Annotated in this window: 20 protein-coding genes and 2 riboswitches; of the genes, 10 read left to right on the top strand and 10 right to left on the bottom strand. The window is 67.5% G+C overall.

Annotation, left to right across the window (positions count from 1 at the left end; genetic code table 11):
* Nucleotides 1–41 precede the first annotated feature (41 nt).
* From VQ065_RS20780 to fabV, 3 genes are all read left to right on the top strand, one after another.
* Nucleotides 42–791, top strand: coding sequence for an electron transfer flavoprotein subunit beta/FixA family protein (locus tag VQ065_RS20780; RefSeq protein WP_003091107.1), 750 nt, complete (start codon nt 42–44; stop codon nt 789–791).
* Complete coding sequence (locus VQ065_RS20775) at nt 791–1720, top strand: electron transfer flavoprotein subunit alpha/FixB family protein (protein ID WP_003091099.1); 930 nt, start codon at nt 791–793, stop codon at nt 1718–1720. Before VQ065_RS20780 ends, VQ065_RS20775 begins: the two co-directional genes overlap by 1 nt.
* 184 nt (nt 1721–1904) lie before the next feature.
* Nucleotides 1905–3101 (top strand): enoyl-ACP reductase FabV, encoded by a 1197-nt coding sequence (gene fabV / locus VQ065_RS20770; RefSeq protein ID WP_003091088.1) that lies wholly within the window; start codon nt 1905–1907, stop codon nt 3099–3101.
* A 72-nt stretch (nt 3102–3173) separates the two neighbouring features.
* Here fabV and VQ065_RS20765 read toward each other — a convergent pair whose 3' ends face one another.
* The 5 genes from VQ065_RS20765 to VQ065_RS20745 form a co-directional block, all read right to left on the bottom strand.
* Nucleotides 3174–4121 (bottom strand): alpha/beta fold hydrolase, encoded by a 948-nt coding sequence (locus VQ065_RS20765; RefSeq protein ID WP_003091085.1) that lies wholly within the window; start codon nt 4119–4121, stop codon nt 3174–3176.
* A gap of 128 nt (nt 4122–4249) precedes the next feature.
* Nucleotides 4250–5002, bottom strand: coding sequence for a precorrin-4 C(11)-methyltransferase (gene cobM, locus VQ065_RS20760; protein WP_003091066.1), 753 nt, complete (start codon nt 5000–5002; stop codon nt 4250–4252).
* Nucleotides 4999–5427 carry a cobalamin biosynthesis protein gene (locus VQ065_RS20755; RefSeq protein WP_003091063.1) on the bottom strand — a complete coding sequence of 143 codons (429 nt, stop codon included), beginning with the start codon at nt 5425–5427 and terminating at the stop codon, nt 4999–5001. Before VQ065_RS20755 ends, cobM begins: the two co-directional genes overlap by 4 nt.
* 72 nt (nt 5428–5499) lie before the next feature.
* Nucleotides 5500–6201 carry a CbtA family protein gene (locus VQ065_RS20750; RefSeq protein WP_003091061.1) on the bottom strand — a complete coding sequence of 234 codons (702 nt, stop codon included), beginning with the start codon at nt 6199–6201 and terminating at the stop codon, nt 5500–5502.
* 17 nt (nt 6202–6218) lie between these two features.
* A complete protein-coding gene (locus VQ065_RS20745) occupies nt 6219–6401 on the bottom strand; it encodes a CbtB domain-containing protein (protein ID WP_003091059.1) in 183 nt (60 codons plus the stop codon).
* A gap of 102 nt (nt 6402–6503) precedes the next feature.
* Nucleotides 6504–6653, bottom strand: a riboswitch (cobalamin riboswitch).
* A 58-nt stretch (nt 6654–6711) separates the two neighbouring features.
* Nucleotides 6712–6902, top strand: a riboswitch (cobalamin riboswitch).
* Between the two features lie 121 nt (nt 6903–7023).
* Here VQ065_RS20745 and cobW point away from each other — a divergent pair.
* Together cobW and cobN are read left to right on the top strand one after the other, a co-directional pair.
* Nucleotides 7024–8076: a cobalamin biosynthesis protein CobW gene (cobW, locus tag VQ065_RS20740; protein WP_003091057.1), complete on the top strand. Its 1053-nt coding sequence runs from the start codon at nt 7024–7026 to the stop codon at nt 8074–8076.
* 75 nt (nt 8077–8151) lie between these two features.
* Nucleotides 8152–11898 (top strand): cobaltochelatase subunit CobN, encoded by a 3747-nt coding sequence (gene cobN / locus VQ065_RS20735; RefSeq protein WP_003091056.1) that lies wholly within the window; start codon nt 8152–8154, stop codon nt 11896–11898.
* A gap of 28 nt (nt 11899–11926) precedes the next feature.
* Here cobN and VQ065_RS20730 read toward each other — a convergent pair whose 3' ends face one another.
* Entirely contained in the window at nt 11927–13021 is a 1095-nt protein-coding gene (locus VQ065_RS20730) for a 3-deoxy-7-phosphoheptulonate synthase (RefSeq protein ID WP_003091055.1), read from the bottom strand.
* A gap of 566 nt (nt 13022–13587) precedes the next feature.
* On the opposite strand from VQ065_RS20730, the gene VQ065_RS20725 reads away from it, so the two are divergent.
* The 3 genes from VQ065_RS20725 to VQ065_RS20715 all read left to right on the top strand — a co-directional run bounded on the left by VQ065_RS20725 (nt 13588) and on the right by VQ065_RS20715 (nt 16527).
* Nucleotides 13588–14601, top strand: a complete 1014-nt coding sequence (locus VQ065_RS20725) for an ATP-binding protein (protein WP_003130733.1) — start codon at nt 13588–13590, stop codon at nt 14599–14601.
* Between the two features lie 20 nt (nt 14602–14621).
* A complete protein-coding gene (locus VQ065_RS20720; protein WP_009313843.1) occupies nt 14622–15266 on the top strand; it encodes a vWA domain-containing protein in 645 nt (214 codons plus the stop codon).
* Nucleotides 15267–15387: 121 nt separating this feature from the next.
* Nucleotides 15388–16527 (top strand): thiolase family protein, encoded by a 1140-nt coding sequence (locus VQ065_RS20715; RefSeq protein WP_003091051.1) that lies wholly within the window; start codon nt 15388–15390, stop codon nt 16525–16527.
* A gap of 86 nt (nt 16528–16613) precedes the next feature.
* Here the strand turns inward: VQ065_RS20715 and paaP are convergent, their stop codons facing one another.
* On the bottom strand, nt 16614–18224 hold the full coding sequence (paaP, locus tag VQ065_RS20710) for an aminopeptidase PaaP (protein ID WP_003091050.1): 1611 nt from the start codon (nt 18222–18224) through the stop codon (nt 16614–16616).
* Nucleotides 18225–18652: 428 nt separating this feature from the next.
* Here paaP and VQ065_RS20705 point away from each other — a divergent pair, with 428 nt between their 5' ends.
* Complete coding sequence (locus VQ065_RS20705; RefSeq protein WP_003091049.1) at nt 18653–20182, top strand: nucleobase:cation symporter-2 family protein; 1530 nt, start codon at nt 18653–18655, stop codon at nt 20180–20182.
* 55 nt (nt 20183–20237) lie between these two features.
* Here the strand turns inward: VQ065_RS20705 and VQ065_RS20700 are convergent, their stop codons facing one another.
* Nucleotides 20238–20486, bottom strand: coding sequence for a hypothetical protein (locus tag VQ065_RS20700; protein ID WP_003091048.1), 249 nt, complete (start codon nt 20484–20486; stop codon nt 20238–20240).
* A 155-nt stretch (nt 20487–20641) separates the two neighbouring features.
* Nucleotides 20642–21223 (bottom strand): cytochrome b, encoded by a 582-nt coding sequence (locus tag VQ065_RS20695; protein WP_003091047.1) that lies wholly within the window; start codon nt 21221–21223, stop codon nt 20642–20644.
* Nucleotides 21224–21681: 458 nt separating this feature from the next.
* On the opposite strand from VQ065_RS20695, the gene VQ065_RS20690 reads away from it, so the two are divergent.
* Nucleotides 21682–21813, top strand: coding sequence for a hypothetical protein (locus VQ065_RS20690; protein ID WP_003091046.1), 132 nt, complete (start codon nt 21682–21684; stop codon nt 21811–21813).
* A gap of 19 nt (nt 21814–21832) precedes the next feature.
* On the opposite strand, the gene cif is transcribed toward VQ065_RS20690, so the two are convergent.
* Nucleotides 21833–22792, bottom strand: coding sequence for a CFTR inhibitory factor Cif (gene cif, locus VQ065_RS20685; RefSeq protein ID WP_003091045.1), 960 nt, complete (start codon nt 22790–22792; stop codon nt 21833–21835).
* Between the last annotated feature and the right edge of the window lie 21 nt (nt 22793–22813).

The raw sequence follows: 22813 nt of genomic DNA, 5'->3' as shown, positions 1-22813 counted from the left end.
TCTGGCGACATCCTTATTCACCGGAGAATAACGAGGAATCCATGAAGGTTCTTGTAGCAGTCAAACGAGTGGTCGACTACAACGTCAAGGTCCGCGTCAAGGCGGACAACTCCGGCGTCGACCTCGCCAACGTCAAGATGTCCATGAACCCCTTCTGCGAAATCGCCGTGGAAGAAGCCGTACGCCTGAAAGAGAAAGGCGTGGCTACCGAGATCGTCGCTGTCTCCGTCGGCCCGACCGCCGCCCAGGAGCAACTGCGCACCGCGCTGGCGCTGGGCGCTGACCGTGCGATCCTGGTGGAGAGCAACGACGAGCTGAACTCCCTGGCCGTGGCCAAGCTGCTCAAGGCCGTGGTCGACAAGGAGCAGCCGCAGCTGGTGATTCTCGGCAAGCAGGCCATCGACAGCGACAACAACCAGACCGGCCAGATGCTCGCCGCGCTGACCGGCTACGCCCAGGGCACCTTCGCCTCCAAGGTCGAGGTCGCTGGTGACAAGGTCAACGTGACCCGCGAGATCGATGGCGGTCTGCAGACCGTCGCGCTGAACCTGCCGGCCATCGTCACCACCGACCTGCGCCTGAACGAGCCGCGCTACGCGTCGCTGCCGAACATCATGAAAGCCAAGAAGAAGCCGCTGGACGTGGTGACCCCGGACGCCCTGGGCGTTTCCACCGCTTCCACCGTGAAGACCCTGAAGGTCGAGGCGCCGGCTGCACGCTCCGCTGGCATCAAGGTCAAGTCCGTGGCTGAACTGGTAGAGAAACTGAAGAACGAGGCGAAGGTAATCTAATGGCTATCCTGGTTATCGCTGAGCACAACAACGCGGCCCTGGCGGCTGCCACCCTGAACACCGTTGCCGCTGCCAAGGCCATTGGCGGCGACATCCACGTGCTGGTCGCCGGACAGAACGTTGCCGCCGTGGCCGAAGCCGCCGCCAAGGTCGAGGGCGTCTCCAAGGTGCTGGTCGCCGACAACGCCGCCTACGCCCACCAGCTGCCGGAAAACGTCGCGCCGCTGATCGCCGAGCTGGGCAAGAACTACAGCCACGTGCTGGCCCCGGCTACCACCAACGGCAAGAACTTCCTGCCGCGCGTCGCCGCGCTGCTGGACGTCGACCAGATCTCCGAGATCGTCGAAGTGGTCAGCCCCGACACCTTCAAGCGTCCGATCTACGCCGGTAACGCCATCGCTACCGTGCAGTCCTCGGCTGCGGTCAAGGTGATCACCGTGCGTACCACCGGCTTCGACGCCGTCGCCGCCGAAGGCGGTTCGGCTGCCGTCGAGCAGGTTTCCGGCCCGGCCGATGCCGGCAAGTCCGCCTTCGTCGGCGAAGAGCTGGCCAAGTCCGACCGTCCGGAACTGACCGCTGCCAAGATCGTGGTCTCCGGCGGCCGCGGCATGCAGAACGGCGACAACTTCAAGATCCTCTACGCCCTGGCCGACAAGCTGGGTGCCGCAGTCGGCGCTTCCCGCGCCGCGGTCGACGCCGGTTTCGTGCCGAACGACATGCAGGTCGGCCAGACCGGCAAGATCGTCGCCCCGCAGCTGTACATCGCGGTAGGTATCTCCGGTGCCATCCAGCACCTGGCGGGCATGAAGGACTCGAAGGTGATCGTCGCGATCAACAAGGACGAAGAGGCGCCGATCTTCCAGGTCGCCGACTACGGCCTGGTCGCCGACCTGTTCGACGCCGTACCGGAGCTGGAAAAGGCCGTCTGAGCCCGATTCCAAGCCGACAAGACCCGCTCCCCGGAGCGGGTTTTTTTATGTCCGGGCTGCGACGCGTGACCCTTTGGTCACGATTCCTGCCTTCGGTCCGCCCAAGCGGAGGTGTCTCATTTACAATGCGCGACGTCTCTAGCTCCTGAATGTGCTTTTCCGGCATCTAGCAACCGAGGTTTTCATGATCATCAAACCGCGCGTGCGTGGCTTCATCTGCGTCACTACCCATCCGGCAGGCTGCGAGGCCAACGTCAAGCAACAGATCGACTACGTCGAGGCCAAGGGCCTCGTCGTCAACGGACCGAAGAAGGTCCTGGTCATCGGTTCCTCCACCGGCTATGGCCTGGCTGCCCGCATCACCGCCGCGTTCGGTTCCGGCGCCGATACCCTCGGGGTGTTCTTCGAGCGTCCGGGCAGCGAGAGCAAGCCGGGCACCGCCGGCTGGTACAACTCGGCGGCCTTCGAGAAGTTCGCCCACGAGAAAGGCCTGTATGCCCGCAGCATCAATGGCGACGCTTTCTCCGACGAGGTGAAGCGGCTGACCATCGAGACCATCAAGCGCGATCTCGGCAAGGTCGACCTGGTGGTCTACAGCCTGGCCGCGCCGCGCCGTACCCATCCGAAGAGCGGCGAAGTGTTCTCCTCGACCCTCAAGCCGATCGGCAAGTCGGTCAGCTTCCGTGGCCTGGACACCGACAAGGAAGTGATCAAGGACGTCGTCCTGGAGGCGGCCAGCGATCAGGAGGTCGCCGATACCGTTGCGGTGATGGGCGGCGAGGACTGGCAGATGTGGATCGATGCGCTGCTGGAGGCCGACGTGCTGGCCGACGGCGCGAAGACCACCGCGTTCACCTACCTGGGCGAGAAGATCACCCACGACATCTACTGGAACGGTTCCATCGGCGCGGCCAAGAAGGATCTCGACCAGAAGGTCCTCGGTATCCGCGACAAGCTCGCCCCGCTGGGCGGCGATGCGCGCGTGTCGGTGCTCAAGGCGGTGGTGACCCAGGCCAGCTCGGCGATCCCGATGATGCCGCTGTACCTGTCGCTGCTGTTCAAGGTGATGAAGGAGCAGGGCACCCACGAAGGTTGCATCGAGCAGGTCGACGGCCTGTACCGGGAGAGCCTGTACGGCGCCGAGCCGCGCCTCGACGAGGAAGGCCGCCTGCGTGCCGACTACAAGGAACTGCAGCCGGAAGTGCAGTCCCGTGTCGAGGAGCTGTGGGACAAGGTAACCAACGAGAACCTTTACGAGTTGACCGACTTCGCCGGCTACAAGAGCGAGTTCCTCAACCTGTTCGGTTTCGAGGTCGCTGGGGTCGACTACGAGCAGGACGTCAACCCGGACGTGCAGATCGCCAACCTGATCCAGGCCTGAGGCCTGGATCCGAGCCGTCCTCGCGACGGCTCCCGCTCCCCCGAACCGGCGCCCAGGCGCCGGTTCGCGTTTTCAGCGACCGGCCACCTGGGCGTTCCGTACGCCGTCGAGGAAGGCCTGGTAGTGCTGCGCGGTTTCCTCCGGGCGTTCGACCATCGGCACGTGTCCGCAGTTTTCCATGATCACCACGCTGGGCCGCTTCAGCAGCGGACGCATCACCTCGATGCTGGAGACGTCCAGCACGCGGTCGCGGTCGCCCCATAGCAGCAGGGTCGGTGCCTCGATCTTCGGCAGTTCCGGCTCCAGCGGGATGTAGCGCTGGCGCAGTTGTTCGAATATCTGCGCGTTGAACGCCGACGCGGCTACCGCGCGTTCGCCGAGGTAGCGCTTGAGCGGCGCCGGCAGCGGCGGTTGCTGGACGAACACGAAGTCGAGCAGCTTCTGGAAGTCTTCCGGCTGGCGCACCACCAGGGGATTCTCGCCGCGCTCCAGGTCCTCGAACAGTTCGCTCTTGCGCGCCGGCATCACCCCGGCGTTGTCGATCAGCGCCAGCGATAGCACCTGTTCCGGATGGCGCGCCGCGTAGAGCGCGGCGATGTGCCCGCCCATGGAGTTGCCGGCCAGGTGCAGGCGGCGCACGCCGATGGCGGCGGCGAAATTGGCGACTCGCTCGGCCTGGGTGCCGACGTCGTAGCTGGCCTGTTGCGGCTTGCTGCTGTCGCCGAAGCCGGGCAGGTCGAGGGCGACCACATGGTAGCGTTCGGTCAGCGGCCGGGCGAAGCGCAGCCAGTTGTCCTTGTCGGCGCCGAAGCCGTGGATCAGCAACAGGGTCGGGTTCTTTTCCGAGCCGCCTTCCAGGTAGGCGATCTCCAGGTTGTCGACCTGCACGCTGTGCTCGCTGAGACCGGCGAGGCCGCGCTCGACGGTGCGTACGCTGGCGAGGAGGGTAGCCGGGACGAAGTAGAGGACGCCGGCGGCGACCGCCAGCAGCAGAACCAGACCGAGGAGGAATCGTTTCATGGGTGTCCGAAGGCTTCAGGAAAAAAGGGGCCAGCGCTGAACGCTAGCCGTGCCGGCCCGCTGTCGCAAGCCTTGCGACGAGTCTAGGCGTGCTGCCGGTGGTCGGCGCCGAACCTAAGGACGGCGGTTCATTCGCCGGGTCGATAGAGATGTCGATGCTCGGCGCGGTACAGCGAAGAGTCGGCGAAGCCTTCGGCGGCCAGCACCTCGCCGACCAGGATCAGCGCGGTGCGGCGGAAATTCCTGGCGGCGACCTTGGGCAGGATGTCGCCGAGGGTGCCGCGAACCTGTTCCTGGTCGGGCCAACTGGCCCGGTGGATCACCGCGACCGGGCAGTCGGCGCCGTAGTGCGGCAGCAGTTCCTCGACGATCTTCGCCAGGTGGGCGACGCCCAGGTGGATCGCCAGGGTCGCCCGGTGCCGCGCCAGGTTGCCCAGGCTCTCGCCTTCCGGCATCTTCGTGCGTGCGGCGTAGCGGGTCAGGATCAGCGTCTGGGACACTTCGGGCAGGGTCAGCTCGCAGCCGAGCAGGGCGGCACAGGCGGCGGTGGCGGTGACTCCGGGGACGATCTCATAGGGGATGCCGAGTTCGCGCAGGTGGCGGATCTGCTCGCCGATGGCGCCGTACAGGGAGGGATCGCCGGAATGCACGCGGGCTACGTCGAGGCCGCGGCGATGGGCTTGCGCGAGTAGCTCGACGATCTGTTCGAGGTCCAGCTCGGCGGTGTTCACCACCTGGCCGGCCTGGTGCCCCTCGAGCAGCGCTTGCGGAACCAGCGAGCCGGCGTAGAGGATCACCGGGCATTGGCGGATCAGGCGCTGCCCCTTGACGGTGATCAGGTCGGGGTCGCCGGGACCGGCGCCGATGAAATAGACGGTCATGGGAGTTCTCGTTCGGTGAGAAGACGTGCCAGGGCGATGCTCGCCCGATCATCGCTGCGTTTCGCCCCGAGCAGATCGGCGCGACCGCCACCCAGGCGTTCGGCCAGGGCCAGGGCGGCGGCCTCGGCGACGCTGGAGCAGCCGGTTTCGCGCAGCGCGACGGCGGAGGGGCTGAGCAGGCGCGGCTCGTAGTCGTGCAGGACGGCGGGTGCGAGGAAATGCACGGGGCGTTCGAGCAGCGTGGCCAGTTGCCGCAGGCCGGGTTCGTCGCGTTTGCCGTCGATGCTGGCGAGGGCGTCCAGGTCGGCCAGGCTGCGCCCGTGTTCGCCCAGCGTTCGCTCCAGCAGCGCGCGCAGATGCTCGGCGCTACAGCCTCGGCGGCAGCCGATGCCGGCGATCAGCAGGCTGGGGATGGGCAGGGGCATGCGCGGACCGGAGGAGATGGAAGGAGAGACACTATGGACCCGCGACCGGCAAGGGTCGCGGGTGGCAGGCGGTCAGGCGTCGACGCCGCCCCGGTTGCGCCGGAACAGCCAGGCAGCGGCCAGGCCGAGGGCGGCCCAGAACAGCGCATTGCTGACCAGCGAGGCGACCACGAAACGCTGGGCCAGGGCTTCCGGCGCCAGGCTGGCATGGACCTCGGGCTGCGGCGCGCCGAACAGGTGCGGCAGCGCCAGCAGGACGGCGCCGACCAGCTTCAGCGGCCAGTTGCCGCCGAACACCAGCAGGGCCAGGCCCACCGCGGTGGCGGCGGCAGTGGCGATCCACCAGTACTGGCGTTGCACCAGGTCGGCCGCGGCGGTACCCGGCAGCTCCGGCGGCAGGCCCAGCGACGGCGCAAGGCAGAACACCGCGTAGCCGGCCAGGCCCCAGAGCAGGCCCTGCCAGGTCTGGCCCGGCGCGCGCAGGGTGAAGAGGCCGGCGAGCATCAGGGCGAAGCCGACCGCCACCACCAGGTTGCCGCCGGTGGTGGAGAGGGTACGCTGCCAGCCGTCTTCCGGCTCCCAGGCCTCCTCGTCGTGGACATGGGCGGCGACGCCGGGGGCGTGTTCGTGGGGCTGGGCCGCGACCGGCTCGCTCTTCTCGTAGGTCTCCGCTTCGAGGATCAGCGGGGTGACCCAGAGAATCTGCAGCAGGGTCAGCAGCAGGGCGGCGAGCAGGCCGGCGAAGCCGGCGGTCTGGGCGATGCGCTTGATCATTCTGGTTCTCTCGCGACTCAGTGGCAGGGGAAGCCGGAGCTGTGCCGGGTATCGTGGGCGGCGTTGTGTACCGCGTCGATGTGCGAGAAACCGGCGAAATAGACCAGCAGCGCGCCGAGCAGGCCGGCGCCGATGGCCAGGCTCAGTCGCTTCGACAGGGAGGTGGTGGAGCTGGCGTGCGCCAGGGTGCTGCTGGACATGGTGCGTTCCCTCTGGATTGGCATGGGCGTGGCAGAGGAGTACGCACGAGGAACAGGCCCGGACGGCCCGCTTCACGCTTGCGCCCGCCCACCGCGGGTGAATCAAACGAAAGGTTCCAGGCCGGTCTCCGGGCTCGCGCGCGATGCGCTTACCGTTGCGGGGGCAGCGCCGGACTGGCTCGGAGAGCGTCACCGGCTTCCCGTTTCACCTCGTGCGCGCCGGCACGAGACACCTGGGACAACCCGCCTAGGACAGCATGAAGGACCGCCGGGCGTCAACCGGCCCGATTGACCCTGGCCCGCGCACTGCGTAGCCTTGCCGGTTCGAGGTTCCTCGCCGGCGACGGCGGGGCTAAGAGGGAACGCGGTCGATGCCGCGGCTGCCCCCGCAACTGTGAACGGCGATCGTTCCCCAATGCCACTGCGTGACGCGGGAAGGCGGGGAACCGGCGGAGACGCCAGACCGTGAGCCAGGAGACCTGCCTCGTCGATCCCGTGGCGCGATGCCCGGGGACAAGACTTCCATACAACCGGGCGGGGTGATCCGGTGGCGAATCCGTTGCGCGGCCCCTGCGTCCGCGCCACTCGTCCGCATGCCCGCCGAGCTGAACAAGGGCTGCCCATGAAAACCCTGGCGAAACTCCCCGTCACCATCGTCACCGGCTTCCTCGGCGCCGGCAAGACCACCTTGCTCCGGCACATGCTGGACAACGCCGAAGGCCGGCGCATCGCGGTGATCGTCAACGAGTTCGGCGAACTCGGCATCGACGGCGAGATCCTCAAGCAATGTTCCATCGGCTGCAGCGAAGAAGAGGCGCAGGGCCGCGTTTTCGAGCTGGCCAACGGTTGCCTGTGCTGCACCGTGCAGGAAGAGTTCTTCCCGGTGATGCGCGAGCTGGTGGCGCGCCGCGGCGACCTTGACCAGATCCTCATCGAGACCAGCGGCCTGGCCCTGCCCAAGCCGCTGGTGCAGGCTTTCCAGTGGCCGGAAATCCGCAACGCCTGCACGGTCGACGCGGTGATCACCGTGGTCGACAGCCCGGCGGTGGCGGCCGGCACCTTCGCCGCCCATCCCGAGCAGGTGGACCAGCAACGCCGCCAGGACCCCAACCTCGACCATGAATCACCGTTGCACGAACTGTTCGAGGACCAGTTGGCCAGCGCCGACCTGGTGATCCTGAACAAGGCCGACCAGCTCGACGCCGAGGCCCTGGCGCGGGTCCGCGCGGAGATCGCCAGGGAGCTGCCGGCGGCGGTGAAGATCGTCGAGGCGAGCCGGGGCGAGCTGCCGCTCCCGGTCTTGCTGGGTCTCAACGCCGAGGCCGAGCTGCACATCGACGGCCGGCCGACCCACCACGACCATGAAGGCCACGAGGACCACGACCACGACGAGTTCGACTCCTTCCACGTCGATCTCCCCGAGGTGGAGGAAGCTGCGCTGCTCGAGGCCCTCGGCGAGCTGGTGGAGCGTCACGACATACTTCGCATCAAGGGGTTCGCCGCCATTCCGGGCAAGCCCATGCGCCTGTTGGTGCAGGGCGTCGGCAAGCGCTTCGACAGGCATTTCGACCGCAAGTGGCTGGCCGACGAAGCCCGCAGCACCCGGCTGGTGGTGATCGGCCAGGAGCTGGACCAGGCCGCCATCGCCAACCAGCTGCGCACAGCGCTTGCCTGATCCGTGATCCCCGGCCGGGGCCGGCGATGGCGATTCGCCGGCCCCAGCTTCTTGCGTCCTACCGGTAGAACGTCCATGCACCTGTTGCGCACCCAACCTGGCGGCTTCGTTCCCGACGACGGCATCGCCCACCTGGCCCAGACTCCCGCCGAGCTGGTGATCCTCTGCAGCGGCGATTCGCACCTGGCATTGCTGGCCGAGGCCGCCCGTGCGCTGCCGGACGACTACCCGAGCCTGCGCCTGGCCAACCCCATGCAGTTGCAGAACCACGCCTCGGTGGACCTCTACGTCGAGGAAGTGCTGCGGCACGCACGGGTGATCCTGCTTTCGCTGCACGGCGGCATCGGCTACTGGCGCTACGGCGTGGAGCAACTGGTGGCGCTGGCCGAGCGCGGCGCGCTGCTGATCCCGGTGCCCGGCGACGACCGCCCCGACCCGGAGCTGAGCGCCCTCGGCAACCTGCCGGCGGAGCAGGCCGAGCGCTTCTGGCAATACTTGCGCCAGGGCGGCCTTGAGAACGCCGGGCAGTTCTACCGCTGCCTGGCCAGCCAGTGCCTCGGCCGCGACTACGCCTGGCGCGAACCGCAGGCGCTGCCGCGGGTGGCGCTGTTCCATCCACGGCATGCCGAGGCGACCCTGGAACACTGGCGTGCCGACTGGCAGGCCGGGTGTCCGGTGGTCGCGTTGCTGTTCTATCGCACCCACCTGCAGGCAGCCAACACCGCCTTCATCGCACGCTTTTGCGAACGCCTCGCGGCGCAGGGGCTCAACCCGTTGCCGATCGCGCTGGCCAGCCTCAAGGAAAGCGCCTGCCTGGCGCAGGTGGAAGACTGGCTGGAGCGCAGCGACGCCGCGCTGATCGTCAATACCACCGGTTTCGCCCAGTCCAATCCGGAGGCGCCCGAGTTGCGTCCGTTCCGTCGCGACGTGCCGGTGTTGCAGGCGATCTGCTCGCTGGACAACCGCCCGCTCTGGCTGGACAACCCGCAAGGCCTGGGGCCGCGCGACCTGGCCATGCACGTGGCGCTGCCGGAGCTGGACGGACGTATCGTCACCCGGCCGATCAGTTTCAAGGGCCTGGCCTGGCGCAGCGAACGCAGCGAGAGCGACGTGGTCTGCTACCTCGCCGACGACGAGCGCATGGATTTCGTCGCCGAACTGGCGCGGCGCTGGGCCGAGCTGGCGCGCAAGCCAAACGCGGAAAAACGGGTGGCGCTGGTGCTGGCCAACTACCCGACCCGCGATGGCCGGATCGGCAACGGCGTTGGCCTGGACACCCCGGCCGCGGCGCTGAACATCCTTCGTGCCCTGCGCCAGCAGGGCTACCCGGTCGACGGACTGCCCGCCAGCGGAACCGAGCTGATCCGCCAGTTGCTCGGCGGCGTCAGCAACGACCTGGAGCATCTCGACCTACGGCCCTGCGCCCAGAGCCTGGCGCTGGACGACTACCTGGCCTGCTTCGCACGCCTGCCGGAGCGCAATCGCCAGGCGGTGCTGGCGCGCTGGGGCGAGCCGCAGCAGGACCCGATGTTCCGCGACGGGCGGATGATGGTCGCCGGCCTGCGCTATGGCCTGACCTTCGTCGGCATCCAGCCGGCGCGCGGCTATCAGCTCGATCCGGCAGCGATCTACCACGATCCCGACCTGGTGCCGCCGCACGGCTACCTGGCGTTCTACTTCTGGCTGCGCCACGCCTACCGCGCCGATGCCCTGCTGCACGTCGGCAAGCACGGCAACCTGGAATGGCTGCCGGGCAAGGGAGTCGGCCTGTCCGCCGAATGCTGGCCGGACGCGTTGCTCGGTCCGCTGCCGAACATCTATCCGTTCATCGTCAACGACCCGGGGGAGGGCGCCCAGGCCAAGCGCCGCACCCAGGCGGTGATCATCGACCACCTGATGCCGCCGCTGACCCGCGCCGAGAGCTACGGCCCGTTGCGCGACCTGGAGCGCCTGGCCGACGAGTTCTACGATGCCTCGCTGCTCGACCCGCGCCGCGCCGAACAGTTGCGCGGCGAGATTCTCGTCCTCCTGCGCGACAACCGTCTCGACCGCGAGATCGGCTTGCAGCTCAGCGACGATCCGGACAGTTGGCTGCCGCAGCTGGACGCCTATCTCTGCGACCTGAAGGAGTCGCAGATCCGCGACGGCCTGCATGTGTTCGGCGAATCGCCGAGCGGGCGATTGCGCCTGGATACCCTGCTGGCGCTGCTGCGGGTTCCGCGCGGCGATGGCAAGGGCGCCAACGCCGGGTTGCTGAAGAGCCTGGCGGACGACCTTGGCCTGGGCTTCGATCCGCTGGCCTGTGACATGGGCGAGGCCTGGCAGGGCGCGCGGCCGGCCTGCCTGGAAGAGCGGGGCGGGGAGCCCTGGCGTACCCTCGGGGATACCCGCGAACGCCTGGAATTGCTGGCGTTGCACTGGATAGAACGCTGCCTGGGCGGCGAATCGCCGCCTGCCGCCTGGCGTGCCAGCGGCGAGGTGTTGCGCGGCTTGTGCGAACAGGTGGCACCGACCCTGGACGCCTGTGGCGCGGCCGAGATCGACGGGCTGCTGGCAGCCCTCGAAGGGCGCTTCGTACCGGCCGGTCCGAGCGGCGCGCCGAGTCGCGGGCGACTCGACGTGCTGCCCACCGGACGCAACTTCTTCTCGGTGGACGTGCGCAACCTGCCGACCCCGACCGCCTGGCGCATCGGCTTCCAGTCGGCCAACCTGCTGCTCGAGCGTCACCTGCAGGAACATGGCGATCACCTGCGCCAGCTCGGCCTCTCGGTGTGGGGCACGGCGACCATGCGCACCGGCGGCGACGACATCGCCCAGGCCCTGGCCCTGCTCGGCGTGCGACCGGTCTGGCAGGCCGGCAGCCAGCGCGTCGCCGATTTCGAGATCCTCCCGGTCTCCCTGCTGGACCGCCCGCGGGTCGACGTGACGCTGCGGGTCTCCGGGTTCTTCCGCGACGCCTTCGCCAACCTGATCCGCCTGTTCGATGCGGCGGTGCAGGCGGTCGCCGAGCTGGACGAGGCGGAGGAGCTGAACCCGCTGGCCGCTCGCGTACGCCTGGAACGCCAGCGCCTCGAGGCGCAGGGCACGGCGCCGGCGGAGGCGCGCCGGCAGGCCGGCTGGCGGATCTTCGGCGCCAAGCCGGGTGCCTACGGCGCCGGCGTGCAGGGCGCAATCGAAGAGCGGCTGTGGGAGACCCGCGCCGACCTTGCCGAGGTCTACCTGAACTGGGGCGGCTACGCCTACGGTGCCGCCGACGACGGCACGCCGGCGCGGGAACGCTTCGCCCAGCGCCTGGAACGCCTGCAGGCGGTGCTGCACAACCAGGACAACCGCGAGCACGACCTGCTTGATTCCAACGACTACTACCAGTTCCAGGGCGGCATGCTGGCCGCGGTGGAAACCCTGCGCGGCGCGCCGGTGGCCAGTTACCACGGCGACCACAGCCAGCCGGACAACCCGCGCATCCGCACGCTCAAGGAAGAACTCAACCGGGTGGTGCGGGCGCGGGCGGTGAATCCGAAGTGGATCGCCGGGATGAAGCGCCACGGCTACAAGGGCGCCTTCGAACTGGCGGCGACGGTGGACTACCTGTGCGCCTTCGATGCCACCAGCGAGCTGATCGACGACCACCAGTACGCGCTGCTGGCCGACGCCTACCTGCTCGACGCGGAGACCCGCGAGTTCGTCCGCCAGCACAATCCGCAAGCCTTGCGCGACATGGCCGAGCGCCTGGTGGAGGCGCAGCGGCGCGGGCTCTGGCAGGAGCCGGGGGCCTATCGCGAGGCCTTGGAGAACCTGCTGCTGGACGTCGAAGAGGAATAGCGGAGCGGCATGGCCGCTCGCGCCGCTTTCAGCGCCCCTCGGCGAGCCGCCGGGCGGCGTCGCGGAGAATCCGCTCGGTGCCTTCCCAGCCGAGGCAGCCGTCGGTGATCGAGACGCCGTAGCGCAGTTCGCCGCCGAGCGCCTGGCAACCGTCGAACAGGTGGCTTTCCAGCATTACCCCGACCAGGTCGCTGGCGCCGACCAGGCGCTGGTCCAGCACGCTGGCGAGGACGCCGGGCTGGTTCAGCGGGTTCTTGCCGCTGTTGGCGTGACTGCAATCGACCATCATCCGCGTGGCGATGCCCTGGCTTTCCAGGGCCTGGCGTACGGCCTGCACCTGCTCGGGACCGTAGTTCGAACCGTGGCGGCCGCCGCGCAGCACCACATGGGTGTCCGGATTGCCGCGGGTCTCGATCAGCGCCGGGTGACCGTGCGGGTCGAGGCCGAAATGGCGGTGGCCGTGGGCCGCCGAACGGATCGCGTCGCAGGCGATGCCGACGCCGCCGTCGGTGCCGTTCTTGAAGCCCACCGGCAGGCCGAGGCCGCTGACCAGCTCGCGGTGGATCTGCGATTCGCTGGTGCGCGCGCCGATCGCCGCCCAGCTCAGCAGGTCGTCGAAGTAGCCGGCGGCCAGCGGTTGCAGGAGTTCGGTGGCCAGCGGCAGGCCGAGGCGCAGCATGTCCAGCATCAGTTGCCGGGATAGCGCCAGGCCGGCGGCCATGTCGTCGCTGCCATCCAGGTGCGGGTCGTAGGCGAGGCCCTTCCAGCCCACCGTGGTGCGTGGCTTTTCCACGTAGGCGCGCATCACCAGGAGCAACTGGCCGTCGAGTTCGTCGCTCAGCGCGGCGAGGCGTTCGGCGTATTCGAGGGCGGAGCGGGGATCGTGGATCGAACAGGGACCGACTACCACCAGCAGGCGTGGGTCGTCGCCGTCGAGGATGGCGCGGATGGCGTCGCGGCTGGCGGCGACCTGGCTGGCCAGCTCCAGCGGCAACGGCTGGCGAGCCTTGAGTTCGAGCGGGCTGGGCAGGCGTTCCAGGGCGGTACGGGCGGTGGCGCTGGGCAGGGCGACGGCCTGGGCGTTCGGCGAAAGGGCGGTCAGTGCGGATACGGATGAGTTCATGGTCTGGCTTCCTGGGCTGGCGGCGGGCATCCCGCGCGCGTCGTGCCCTATCGAGGTGTTCGGCAATGTCGTGGGTTGGCGAGCGGCTGGCGGCCGTCGCTAAATCGCCAGGTGTTGAGCGGGTAGCCAGTGCGGTAGCGGTATGCGGTCATGATCGATGTCCTGTGCGTTGGTCTGTGGTTGTGGCCTTGTGGGCCGGAAAATCGGGCTGGAAAAACAAAACCCCCGGTCGGGGAGCCGACCGGGGGTTTGCGTGTGCAGGGTAGGCGTCCCGTATACCGTGGGCGCCGTTGGGGTATCAGGCGCCGGAGTGGCTAAACCAATACCCGAAGAAATACGCGGCACGGGGTGCCTGCGGCGCACGCGCGCGCAACGACAGGCCAGGGCGCGAGGCGCTGGAGTGCAGGTGCGGATGGCGGGTGTGCGGCATGGGTTTCTCCCGTGAACGAGTCCCGAGCTTACTGCAAGCGAGGCGGCCGGTTCAACGACTGTTTCACGGTTCGATACCGGCGCCGCCGGCCTGATAGACTTGGCGGTCCGTATTTCCGTCCGCCGCAGGAATCCCCATGAGCGCTACCGTGCATTACCCCCTGTCCGCCGTGGTCGCCGCCGACGAACTGAAGCTGGCGCTGTGCCTGGCCGCGGTCGATCCGGCGATCGGCGGGGTACTGATCGAGGGGCCGCGCGGAATGGCCAAGTCGACCCTGGCGCGGGGCGTCGCCGAACTGCTGCCGGCGGGCGAGTTCGTTACCCTGCCGCTGGGCGCCAGCGAGGAGCGCATCGTCGGCAGCCTCGACCTGGACGCCGCCCTCGGCGAAGGTCGCGCGCGGTTTTCCCCGGGCGTGCTGGCCAAGGCCGACGGCGGCGTGCTCTACGTCGACGAGGTGAACCTGCTACCGGACCACCTGGTGGATTTGTTGCTCGACGTCGCCGCCAGCGGCGTCAACCTGGTCGAGCGCGATGGCATTTCCCACCGGCATCCGGCGCGTTTCGTGCTGATCGGCACGATGAACCCGGAAGAGGGCGAACTGCGCCCGCAACTGCTCGACCGTTTCGGCCTCAACGTGCGCCTCGACACCCAGCCGCCGCCGGCCGAGCGGGCAGAGATCATCCGTCGCCGGCTGGCCTTCGATGCCGACCCGCAGGCCTTCGTCGAACGTTGGGAAGGCCAGCAGGACACCCTACGCCGCCGTTGCGCCGAGGCACGCCGGCAACTGGCGCGGATTCCCCTGGACGATGCGGCGCTGGACAGCATCGCCCGACGCTGCTTCGAGGCGGCTGTCGATGGCCTGCGCGCCGACCTGGTCTGGCTGCGCGCGGCGCGCGCCCATGCGGCCTGGCGCGGCGGCGAGCGGATCGAGGCGGAGGACATCGATGCGGTGGAACATTTCGCCCTGCTGCATCGCCGTCGCCAGTCGAGCCCGCCGCCATCGGCGGCCAATCCACCGCCACCGCCCGCGGCCCCTGCCGCGCTCCCGGAGCGCGCCGGCGACGGCGAAGGGCAGTGGGGCGAATTGCCGGCTCGGCCGGTGGCCATGGGGACCGCCCGCGAGCTGCCCCGCTGGCCAAAAAAGCCCTGAGCATCCGCCCGCGCTCGGTCATGGGTGCGGATGCCAGGAGCAGACCCGGAGCCCTGCGCGGCGGTCTTGGCGGCGCCCTGAGCCAGGGTGCGGAGGGCGCCATCCAATGGTTGCCGACCCTGCTGCGCGGACGTCCCCGACAGCGCCGCGACCTGCTTCGCCAGCCGCGCAGCCGGCACCCGGGCGAACTCTGGCTGGTGATCGTCGATGCCTCCGCCAGCACCCGCCGGTACGGCGCTCTGGCCCAGGCCAAGGGGTTGTTGGCGACGCTGTTCGAGGAGGCCTATCGGCAGCGCGTCCGCCTGGCCGTGCTGCACGCCACCGGGCAGCAGGCGCAATGGCTCTGGCAGGGGCAGAAGGCTTCGCGGGAGTTGCAGGACTGGCTACGCCAGCTGGGCGCCGGCGGCGGTACGCCGCTGCTCGACGCCCTGCACCAAGCCGCTGGCTGGCTGGCGCGCCGACAGCGGCAGAAACCCGCCGAGCATCAGCGTCTGCTGGTGCTTACCGACGGCCGCCTGCGCGACTGGCCGGCGCTGCCGGAGGCTGCCTGCCCGAGTCTGCTGATCGACCTCGAAAGCGGCCCGTTGCGCCTGGGCAAGGCCGAGCGCCTGGCCCGGGAGCTGGGGGCCGAGTATCGGCATATCAGTGAATTGAACGAAGTCTGAGGGCGTTTCGGCGAGCCCTGCGGCTTTTTCGGTCAAATTGTATTTCGACTGTCATTCAATAAATATTATGAGCGTAATATCTCCCTGCGATCCAGCCAATCCATCTCACGGAGATATCCTCATGTCGCCGATTTCAGTCGTTATCGCCGGTTACGCCCGTTCGCCGTTCCACTTCGCCAGGAAAGGCGCGCTGGTCGATATCCGCCCGGATGACCTGGCCGCCGCGGTGCTCAAGGGCCTGGTGGAGAAACTCGATCTCGACCCTGTTCTGCTGGAGGACGTGGTCATGGGCTGCGCCTATCCGGAGGCGGAACAGGGCATGAACATCGCGCGCATCGCCAGTTTCCGCGCCGGCTTCCCGCAGAGCCTCGGCGGCGCGACCCTCAACCGTTTCTGCGGTTCGTCCATGAGCGCTGTCCACTACGCCGCCGGGCAAGTCCTGCTGGGCGCCGGGGAGGCCTTCATCGCCGCCGGGGTGGAGTCGATGACCCGGGTGCCGATGGGCGGCTTCAACCTGTCGCCCAATCCCGCGTTGCTGCAGGACTATCCGGCGGTATACATGAGCATGGGGCAGACCGCCGAGAATGTCGCCGAGCGCTACGCCGTCAGCCGCGTCGAGCAGGAAGAGATGGCCGTACGCTCCCACGCCAAGGCAGTCGCCGCGCGCGAGGCCGGCTTGCTGCGCGAGGAGATCGTCGCCATCGACACCCCCGCCGGTCGGGTCGCCGAGGATGGCTGCATCCGCCCGGGTACCAACCTGGAGAGCCTGGCCCAACTGAAGCCGGCGTTCGGCGGCAGCGTCACCGCCGCCACCTCGTCGCCGCTCACCGATGGCAGCGCCGCGCTGCTGGTCTGTAGCGAGGAATTCGCGCGCCGCCACGGGCTGGCGATCCTGGCGCGGATCAAGGCGGTGGCGGTGGCCGGTTGTGCGCCGGAGGTCATGGGCATGGGCCCGGTGCAGGCGACGCGCAAGGTTCTGCAACGGGCCGGGCTGGGCATCGCCGACATCGACCTGGTGGAGATCAACGAGGCCTTCGCCAGCCAATCCATCGCCTGCATCCGTGAACTGGGGCTGGACATGGACAGGATCAACCTGGATGGCGGCGCCCTGGCCATCGGTCATCCGCTGGGCGCCACCGGCGCGCGGATCACCGGCAAGGCCGCTGCGTTGCTGCGGCGCACCGGCGGGCGCTATGCCATCGCCACCCAGTGCATCGCCGGCGGCCAGGGCGTGGCGACCCTGCTGGAAGCGGTGGAGTGATCGCGCGCCGATGAAAAAAGGCCCGGTGGATGAGCCGGGCCTGGATGGGGAACCTGCGCCGGCGGCCCGGCGCAGGGTAGTCGCGGTTACTTGATGAAGTCGTGACCCCAGCGTTCGATCTGGCTGGCGCTCTTCTGCATCTGCAGCGACCGCGATTGTGCTTTCTGGCCGGCGGCGGCGATCTCGTCGTCGACCACCTTGGTCGACAGCGACAGCCAACTGGTCACGAAGGCCATGGCGTCGCTGTGGATCTCCAGGGCGTCCTGGTTGATGTTGGTGATGCCGTCGCACTTGCTGTGGTAGCACTCGTCGTAGGCCTTGCCGGCGGTGCCGCCGTACTTCTGCGCCTGCTCTTCGGTCTTCAGGCCCTCGGCGCCGGTGAACAGGCCGCCGAAAGCGATGCCGCTGTTGAAGAACTCGGCGTAGTCGGAGCGGAAGTCGATCTCGGTGCCTTCCGATTGCTGGCCGCGCAGGCGGAAGTAGGCTTCGAACAGGCGCTCGATGGCGGCCGAGCCGGGCGGACCCTGGAGGCCGAAGTCGGAACCGTCGCCGTCATAGATGAAGTTGCCGAAGTTCGGCGAGCCGATCATGTCGAAGTTCAGGTAGGCCTTGATCTTCTTCTTCTCTTCCGGGGCGAGGTTCTGCACGTAGTGGGTCGAGCCCACCAGGCCGGCTTCCTCGGCGCCCCACCAGGCGAAGCGCACCTTGTTGACCGGCAGCGCCTTGGCCAGCAGCACGGCCATCTCCAGTTGGGCGGCGCTGCCCGAACCGTTGTCGTTGATACCGGGGCCTTCGAACACCGAGTCGAGGTGCGCGCCGACCATCACCACGTTGTTCGGGTTGCCGCGACGGGTCTCGGCGACCACGTTGTAGGTTTCGGTCTTCTTGCGTACCACGTCGACCACCAGGTGCAGCTGCAGGTCCGGGGTCTGCGACCAGGCCACGCCGTTGTCGTAGGTGGCGAAGATCACCGGGATGCCGCCCTCGTAGGACTCGCCCACGGTGACGTTCTCCAGGCCCTTGCGGTCGTCGGTGTTGCCCTGGTTGAAGATGATCACCCCGGCGGCGCCGGCGGCCGCGGCGTTCTCGGCCTTCTGCTCGAAGTTGCAGGTGCCGCGCTGGATCAGCGCGATCGAGCCGGCCGGGAAGTTGGCGAAGTCTTCCGCTTCGCAACCGCTGGTGGAGGTGTTGCCGGCGCCGAGGGACAGGTCCACCGGGACCACCTTGGCGGTGACGTCGCCTGCCTCGGTCTGCGACAGGTAGGTGAAATCCTTCTCCCATTCGTAGGTGACCGGCTGCGGCACGGTGGCGCTCAGGCTACCCGGGCCTTTCGGGTAATAGGCGGTGAACGGGAAGGGCTGCACGCTGACCTTGTAGCCGGCTTTCTGCAGGGTCTGCTTCACGTAGTCGACGGAGGCCTGGTAGCCCGGCGTGGCGGCGGCGCGGTTGCCGTCGTTGAGGCTGGCGATGTCTTCCAGCTTCTGCAGGCGCTTGACCACGTTGCTGGCTTGCAGGCAGCGCGGCAGGCCAAGCGGGGTGCTGACCAGCAACGGCGATTTGCAGATCGACGGGTTGGGTTTGCCGGGGGTCCAGAACTCGGTGAACTGTTGCGCTTCCGAAGGTGCCGCCAGGGATGCGGCGGAAACCGAGAGGGCGAGGGCGCCGAGTGCGTATCTGAGATTGTTCTTGTTGCTCATGAGACTCCGTTCCTTGTGAGGCGATGATCGATAAGCCGTTGATGGCATGGCGCTATTGCCCGAAATGTCGCCTCGGGCACGGCCTGACTGCCAGACTAGGAGCGCTTTCCAGGCTGTCCTGGCGTAATTCCTGAAATGTGAATTTCATCAACTTTTCGCGGAAGAATTGCTGATAGCTCGCTGGCGGGATGGAGGGCGGCTTTCTATCGTTAATGCCCTTCGGCGCGGGCCCATGGCCGTTGGTCGGGGCTGGGAGGATGGCGCAGCAGGAAGGAAACCGTCTGGCGCGCGGATAAGCGCGCGAGTGAAGGTGATCGGCGGCAGCGCTGTCACAGATTTGTTGGAATTTTTGTATACATTCTTCTGGATATTTTCGGATCGAATTGTCTACAGTGTGCGCACAACAATAAAAGCGAGAACAGCGCACCATGAAAACGACGTCCTCCGGAACCCCATCCGTTCCACGGCCTGAAGACGAGAACCTCGGTGTCGGCGCCAACATGGCCTACGGCCTGCAACATGTGCTGACCATGTATGGCGGTATCGTCGCGGTCCCCCTGATCCTCGGCCAGGCCGCCGGCCTCGCACCCGGCGACATCGGCCTGCTGATCGCCGCTTCGCTGTTCGCCGGCGGCCTGGCGACCCTGCTGCAAACCCTCGGCGTGCCGTTCTTCGGCTGTCAGTTGCCGCTGGTCCAGGGGGTGTCCTTCGCTGGCGTGGCGACCATGGTGGCGATCATCGGCAGCGGTGGCAGTGGCGGCATTCCCGCAGTGCTCGGCGCGGTGATGGCGGCCTCGCTGATCGGGTTGCTGATCACGCCGATCTTTTCGCGCATCACCAAATTCTTCCCGCCGCTGGTGACCGGCATCGTCATCACCACCATCGGCCTGACCCTGATGCCGGTCGCCGCGCGCTGGGCGATGGGCGGCAACAGCCACGCGCCGGACTTCGGCAGCATGGCCAACATCGGCCTGGCGGCAATCACCCTGGTCATCGTGCTGCTGCTGAGCAAGCTCGGCAGCGCCTCGATCTCGCGCCTGTCGATCCTCCTGGCGATGGTCATCGGCACCGTCATCGCGGTGTTCCTCGGCATGGCCGACTTCTCCAAGGTCACCGAAGGCCCGCTGGTGGCGTTTCCCTCGCCGTTCCACTTCGGCATGCCGACCTTCCAGGTCGCCGCGATCATCTCGATGTGCATCGTGATCATGGTGACCCTGGTGGAAACCTCGGCGGACATCCTCGCGGTAGGCGAGATCATCGACACCAAGGTCGACTCGCGGCGCCTGGGCAACGGCCTGCGCGCGGACATGTTCTCCAGCATGCTGGCGCCGATCTTCGGCTCCTTCACCCAGAGCGCCTTCGCCCAGAACGTCGGCCTGGTGGCGGTGACCGGGATCAAGAGCCGCTACGTGGTCGCCACCGGCGGGTTGTTCCTGGTGATCCTCGGCCTGCTGCCGGTGATGGGCCGGGTGATCGCCGCGGTGCCCACCGCCGTGCTCGGCGGCGCCGGCATCGTGTTGTTCGGCACGGTCGCCGCCAGCGGCATCCGCACCCTGTCGAAGGTGGACTACCGCAACAACATGAACCTGATCATCGTCGCCACTTCGATCGGCTTCGGCATGATCCCGATCGCCGCGCCGACGTTCTACGATCACTTCCCCAGTTGGTTCGCCACCATCTTCCATTCCGGCATCAGTTCCTCGGCGATCATGGCGATCCTGCTCAACCTGGCGTTCAACCACTTCACTGCCGGCAACTCCGACCAGCAGTCGGTGTTCGTCGCCGCCAGCGAGCGGACCCTGCGCTACCAGGACATCGCCGCCCTGCACGAAGGCGACTATTTCCTCGACGGCAAGCTGTACGACGCCCAGGGCAACGAAGTGCCGCTGGCCGGCGACGACAGCCATGGCGCGCCGCCGCGACGGCGCAGCGAAACCGCTGAAGCCGGCAGCGCCTGAGCCGCGCCGCGATGAACGACGGCCCTCCTTGCGAGGGCCGTTTTCGTTGTGCGCTTCAGAACAGCGCCTTGCCGCGGTCCAGGCGCTGGTCCACCAGCCATTTGCCGTGGGCGATGGAGGCGCGCTGGGCGTTTTCCAGGTCGGCGAGGAAGGCGAAGCGCACGGGCAGGGCGATGCGCTTGCTGGTGTGGCCTTCGGGATCGGTGATGTGGCAGCCGCCGGCCCAGGGCGTGGGAATGCCCGGATGCTCGACGACGTCGGCGGTGATGGTGTAGCTGCGGTGCTGGCAGTGCAGGCTGGCCATGGCATGCTCCTCTCTGTCGGAGGCCGACCCGGCTACCTGCGCGACGCCTGTGGTTGCCACGGAGGAGCCTCGGGGCGGCGAGGTTTTCCCTGCGTGTCCCTACCTCTATAGCAGATCGTCGCCGAGCCGCCGCGAGAGCCGACGAAGGGCCCCGCTCAGCGGCGCTGGCGACGGCCGAGCATGCGCTCCAGGGTGCCGTCGCGGCGGACCCACTGGTGGTAGCCGGCGGCGAGCGCATGGAGCAGCACCACCGAGGTGCTCAGCCACAGGCCGACCACGCGGTGAACGGCGTCGAAGGGCTTCTCGAACGCCTCCCAGTTCAGGTTCCAGGTTTGCGAAATCCAGGCGAACAGCGCGGTGTCCTTGAAGCTGGGTACCACGAACAGGCCGAAGTCGGTGGGCAGGCGGGTGCCGACGTAGCCGGTGAGCGGCATCACCAGCATCAAGGCATACAGCGACAGGTGCGCGTAGTGCGCCAGGCGGTGCTCCAGCGGCGTGCCGGGGACCGCTGGCAGGCGCGGCTCGCGCAGCCGCGAGACGATCCGTGGGATCAGCAGCAGGCCGACCAGCAGGCCCAGCACCCAGTGCAGGTTGAGTACCGGCAGGCGCTGCGGGTGGTCGTGGCCGAGCACCCAGATGACGAAATAGGCCAGCACGATCGCGCCGATGAAACAGAACGCCATGCTCCAGTGCAGCAGGCGGGTGGACAGGCTGTAGACGGTCGCTGGATGCGTCACGGGAATGCCTCGCAGAGAGTGAAGGCGTGCAATCTATGAAACGTCCGGAGAGCGATCAAACGTATTTATGGATAATCGATAACGGAAAACTTAATCGAAACTTTCACATGTGACGTTATTGCACCGAAACAGTGCTGCGAATCGCTTTTTTCCGAAACGGAGCCCACTTGGCGGAATAATTCCGGGTCGGGATCATTGTAAGTGGGTTTTTCCTTCGCCGAGGCTATTCCTCACGCTGGGAGAGCCTGGGGGCGGCGCGCGGCAGACCCCGCAAGCATTATCGGGAAATATATTCCGTTGTCTTTCCGCTGACGTTTTGCCGACAGCAAGCTGACACAGATGTAATTGAACTCGATCGCTTCGTTTCTATAGTCTTCGAACACTTCGCCGTGCACTTTCAAGGACGGCAAGTGCATATCCTGCGTCTTTTCCGCCATGACGATTCTCGAGGTGAGAGCATGAGTAGTGAGCACGATGGCAAGGACCAGGACGACCTGTTCTCCCCGTTGCCTTACCTGCTGGTTTCCGGCGCTGTCGTGCTCATGACCCTGCTGCTGCGCTGCCTGTTCTGCCCGGGCGAGCAGTTCTGATCGCCCGGACCGGGACGACTCAGCGACCGCGGCTGAGGAAGTCGATCACCAGGCGATTCATCGGCGCGGCGCACTCTTCCGGCAGCCAGTGGCCGCAGCCGGGCAGGACATGGCCTTCGACGTCGTCCGCATAGGCTTTCATCTGCTCCAGCTGGAACGTGCCCATGCCGCCGTGGCCGCCGCCGGCGAGGGTCATGGTCGGCATCTGCAGGCGGGTCTTCGCCAGTTCGGCGTTCTGCCGCACGCTCTCGTTCAACGCGCGGTAGTACTCGAACGAGGCGTTCAGGCTGTGCGGCTTGGCGTACGACCTGGCGTACAGGTCCAGCAGGCGCTCGCTGAACACCTCGGTGTTGCTGGCATGGGACTTGATGAAGTGCTCGAGGAAGAAGCGCTCCTTGCCGGCGATCAGGGTTTCCGCCAGGCGGTCGTCGGCGGCGAAGAAACTGAAGTGCCAGACCAGCGACTCGCCCTGGGCGGTGAAGGCCGGGAAGCGGTAGATCCGCGCGTCCGGGATCGGCGCTTCCATGTACACCAGGCGGGCGATGTCGGCCTGGTTCTTCACCACCATCGGGTAGGTGTTCCAGATACCGATGTCATGGGCCACCAGGTCGAACGGGCGATCCGGGCTGAATTGCCGGGCCAGCTTGTGCAGGTAGACGGCGACCTGTTCGCCGCTGTAGCCGGTCTTCGGCGGCTCGGACTGGCCGAGGCCGGGCAGGTCCGGCGCGATCACGGTGAAGCGCTTGGCCAGTTCCGGCATCAGTTGGTGCCATTCGTACCAGGTCTGGCCGAAGCCGTGCACCAGCATCACCAGCGGCCCCTGGCCGCCTTTCACGTAGTGCAGCTTCACGCCGTCGACTTCCCGGTAGGCGCTTTCGAAGCCATTCGGGACGGGGAATTCCTCGGCGGCGAAGCCGCCCAGGGAGAAGGTCAGGGCGATGCCGGCCAGGAGGCCGCGGCAGAGTCTATCGAGGATCATGGTTGTGCTTCCTTGGTGGGG

It is taken from the genome of Pseudomonas sp. KBN10P06128, assembly GCF_037574945.1.
GTDB classification, from domain to species: Bacteria; Pseudomonadota; Gammaproteobacteria; order Pseudomonadales; family Pseudomonadaceae; genus Pseudomonas; species Pseudomonas aeruginosa.
Note: the sequence above shows the minus strand (reverse complement) of the source record. Positions and strands in the feature narration are given on the sequence as shown.